This is a genomic window from Bradyrhizobium sp. ARR65 (assembly GCF_000472385.1).
GTDB lineage: Bacteria > Pseudomonadota > Alphaproteobacteria > Rhizobiales > Xanthobacteraceae > Bradyrhizobium.
Genome location: NZ_AWZU01000132.1, coordinates 1 through 1,295, shown reverse-complemented (window position 1 = coordinate 1,295; position 1,295 = coordinate 1). Strand labels below are relative to the sequence as shown.

At 66.9% G+C, this 1,295-nt stretch carries 1 pseudogene; it reads left to right on the top strand.

Annotated features, from left to right (window positions below):
• Positions 1 to 1,295: pseudogene (locus tag F758_RS51385) on the top strand (hypothetical protein); the annotation flags it as partial.

The window sequence follows — 1,295 nt, the reverse complement described above, 5'->3', positions numbered from 1 at the left end:
CAGGCGATCCGACCACCGACGGCGCAGGCACGACTGCACAGGGCTCCAGCCCTTCCACCGACGGCAGCACCGCTGGCTCCGGCACCACGACACAGGATGGCGGACCGTCGACCGCTGGCGGCACGTCGCCATCGACCGGCGACGTGGTAACGGACGGTCCAGGCACGACCTCGCAAAGCTCTGGTAGTGCGGCCGACGGCGGCACGGCAGGATCTGGCACCGCGTCGCAAGGTGGCGGCACCGGCGGTGAGGTTGCGCCGCCCGCTGGCGGCGAACCGGTCAACGCGGATGGACAGATCACGCTGATCAGCGTGAGTGACTGGTACAATCCGAGCTGGGGCGGCGGCTACAATGCCACCTTCCAGCTGACCCTGACCGACAACATGCTGCACGACGGCAGCGTCGATGGATGGAGCCTGCAGATCGGCCTCAACAATCCGAGCGCGACTATCTCGACCGGCTGGCTCGACGGATTCAATGGTACCGTCACCTTCGATCCATCGACGGGCACGTTCACCAATGAGGGGCAGGCCTACCAGCCAGAACTGCACGCGGGAGACACCATCCAGTTCACCGTTCAAGTGCAGAACACTGGCTTCAACCAGAGCGACCTGTCGTTCTCGTTCCAGGACCTCGATCCGGCGGCAGCCGCGAGCATGACTGCCGCTTCCCTCAGTCCGGCCAGCGCTTCGACCGACGCGGCGATGACCGATGGCGCAGCGGCGACCGGAGCCCTGGCAGATGCAGCAGCATCGGTCGCGATCGAAGGCGAGATACCGGCGACAGCCAGTACGAGTGCACCCGCCGCTACGGACGATGCAACCACATCCGCGATGACGCAGGACGGCGCATCAACCGCGCACGTAGCGGACACGGCTGCCGCATCGCCGGACACGACAGCCCCGGACGTCTCAACGTCCACAAGGACGACGCCTGCGGAGACAGCGGTCTCCGCAGTATCAGGCAGCGATTCGCATGCGGTCGAGTCGACGGCCTCTACCGACACAGCGCCCCACCCGGACACGCCTACCACGAACGCGGCCGGCACCGATGAAGTTGCCGTAGCACAGGCAGCCGATCACAACGCCGGTCCTCAATCCGGGGGCGCGCAGGATGCCAATCATGGAGATACGGGACTTCATGTTGGCCAGGACCGGGGCGACCACGACGGCCACGGCGACATGGGCCTGCACATCGGACAGGACCAGGGCGACCACGACGGCCATGGCGACATGGGCCTGCACGTCGGACAGGACCGGGGCGACCACGACGGCCACGGCGACACGGGCCTGCAC